The organism is Massilia consociata (assembly GCF_042432755.1).
Taxonomy (GTDB): Bacteria; Pseudomonadota; Gammaproteobacteria; order Burkholderiales; family Burkholderiaceae_D; genus Telluria; species Telluria consociata.
The window spans coordinates 1-2,031 of record NZ_JBHLWP010000040.1 but is presented as its reverse complement, the minus strand read 5'-3'; the positions used below and the strand labels follow the sequence as shown (position 1 = coordinate 2,031).

Here is a 2,031-nt window from a genome sequence, read left to right as displayed (position 1 = left end):
GACTTTGCGCCGATGATAGTGCTGCAACCAGTGTGAAAGTAGGTTATCGTCAGGCTAGTTATATGAAAAACCCCGCAGAGTGATCTCTGCGGGGTTTTTTGCTTTGGGCGCACGAACCGGCGCCCGGATCGGCAACGCCAGATCTTGCTCCCTACGGTTCTTGTTTTTGAAGCGCGGATAAGCTGCCTGGACTTCGACCCGAGCTGCTCGAGGCCCGCACTCATCAACCCGTATTATTTCATCCAGGCGGTAGGGCTTGCGCAGCGACTCCGTACGTTGAAATATCCTGTTCTCACCGATCAATTCGCTTGAATAGCCTATTGCAAACACGACGTCTGCCCGTAGCAGACAATCGGCTGCCGCAACTGCAAGTTCCCGTCCCTTTTCATCCCCGGCATCAGGGTGCTGGTGAATACCGGATCGCCAGCGAACGCCAGGCTCTGCTCTCATATAGCGGCTTCGCCTACCACGGCCGGTGCCGTATGCGTTTTTCCGGTTCGGATGCGCCGAGCCATTTGGCTCACTACCGCAGCCGTCGCAGCTCATGCTGATGCGCGCGTCATCCGGTGCCGCGCCGCATTTCGCCTGCCAGCGGGACAAGCATGGGCGACCGGCTTCGATCCCACGCGTCCGTGCGCCAGCACAGCGCCCTGCAGCATTCCGGACCAGGTGCAGGACTTGTTTGCGAACTGGCCAGCGCCGAGGGCAAACGCCCGCAGGTTCACCTTGCCTGCTATGCTGAGATAGCGCTCGTTTGCACGGATTCGATCGCTTCTTGCACGTCCCAAGTGTGCGTCAAAGCGTGCCGCCGCCTGTAGCGCCGGCTGTGCAAATGCCAGCAACCGCATGGCGATCCGGGCGGCGCGGCGGATGCTATTTGGACACCTTCGACAGGCGGACCCGCTCACTGGCCCGGTGCGCAATGCGCAACAACTGCATGGGAGCATTGATCAGCTGCCGGGTGCGCGGATGCCATTGGGACTTTGCTTGGAATGCTGCTCCTGCCGGGCTCGAGCACGTTCAGAAACGCACCAGCTTTCGATGACAGTTGCCAGTTTCGCTCATCATTGCATCCCACCGTCCGAAACGGGCTGTCCCATAACGGAACCGGCCAACAGAACGATACCGGGTGCTGTCATCTGAGCAAGAAGTCTCCCGGAACAAGGACGTGCCTTATGCGAGGCGCATTCGGCTATTGAGGCGGAGCTCGAGCTTGTGCCAGAAACGGTCATGCACTGGCAGCAGCAGGACATTGCAGACAGGTTCAAGCACCGCAGCCATGCCACCGAAGGCCAGCGAACCGGTTGCAGCGTACATCACAACGAAGGCGACGCCCATGTGCAGCACAGTTTGGCTCAACTTTTCTGCAGCAATCCTCATGTAACGGTCACGCTCGTCGACCGCGCAGGCACGTACTGCCGCCCACGCTTTCTCGTGGAAAGGAAGCAGGAGTACATTGATCATTGGTTCGATCACGACGGCCAAGCCCCCGAAGACCACCGACCCCGTCATTGCATAAGCGATTGCAAACGCAATCGCCATGTGCGCAACTACCTGGCTGGTCCTCTTCGCTGCGATCATCATGACTGTTCCCCTTTGCTGCGTTATCACTACGGTAGGTACAGATGATAGTGATTCTCGTTTATAGTTAAAAGCAAATAAAATTGAAAGGATCGATAGTTTTACTATATCGGTCGACATTCTTAAACGGGGCTGAAGTCCCGTTGTCGTACGTCCGCAGCACTTGTGCAGGGCAGCCGACTTTTGCTATAGTTTGTGTCTTCTGACGCCGCTGCAGCTTTCAAAGCAGCGAAGCGAAGGAAAAGAGGGAGTTGACGAGAAACGCGAAACACTGCATAATCTCACTTCTCTGCTGCTGACGAACACAACGCTTCGTCGGATACGGCAAGGTGCAAGACACCGATCTTTAACAATCAACAGTCGATAAGTGTGGGCGTTTGATGAAGGTGCCGGCTGGCTTAGGTCAGCTGCATACTTAAATTATCAAATGTTCACAAAAAAGAAATACGT

Annotated in this window: 2 protein-coding genes; both read right to left on the bottom strand. The window is 56.1% G+C overall.

The window, feature by feature from the left end:
* Nucleotides 1–54: 54 nt before the first annotated feature.
* Nucleotides 55–600, bottom strand: a complete 546-nt coding sequence (locus ACFFJK_RS22400) for a hypothetical protein (protein ID WP_379681872.1) — start codon at nucleotides 598–600, stop codon at nucleotides 55–57.
* 573 nt (nucleotides 601–1,173) lie between these two features.
* Nucleotides 1,174–1,584, bottom strand: a complete 411-nt coding sequence (locus ACFFJK_RS22395) for a DUF2061 domain-containing protein (protein WP_379681871.1) — start codon at nucleotides 1,582–1,584, stop codon at nucleotides 1,174–1,176.
* Nucleotides 1,585–2,031 lie beyond the last annotated feature (447 nt).

Bases quoted from the DNA above. Each gene is read 5' to 3' on its own strand.
- ACFFJK_RS22395 (WP_379681871.1), bottom strand. From the start codon at position 1,584: ATGATGATCGCAGCGAAGAGGACCAGCCAGGTAGTTGCGCACATGGCG.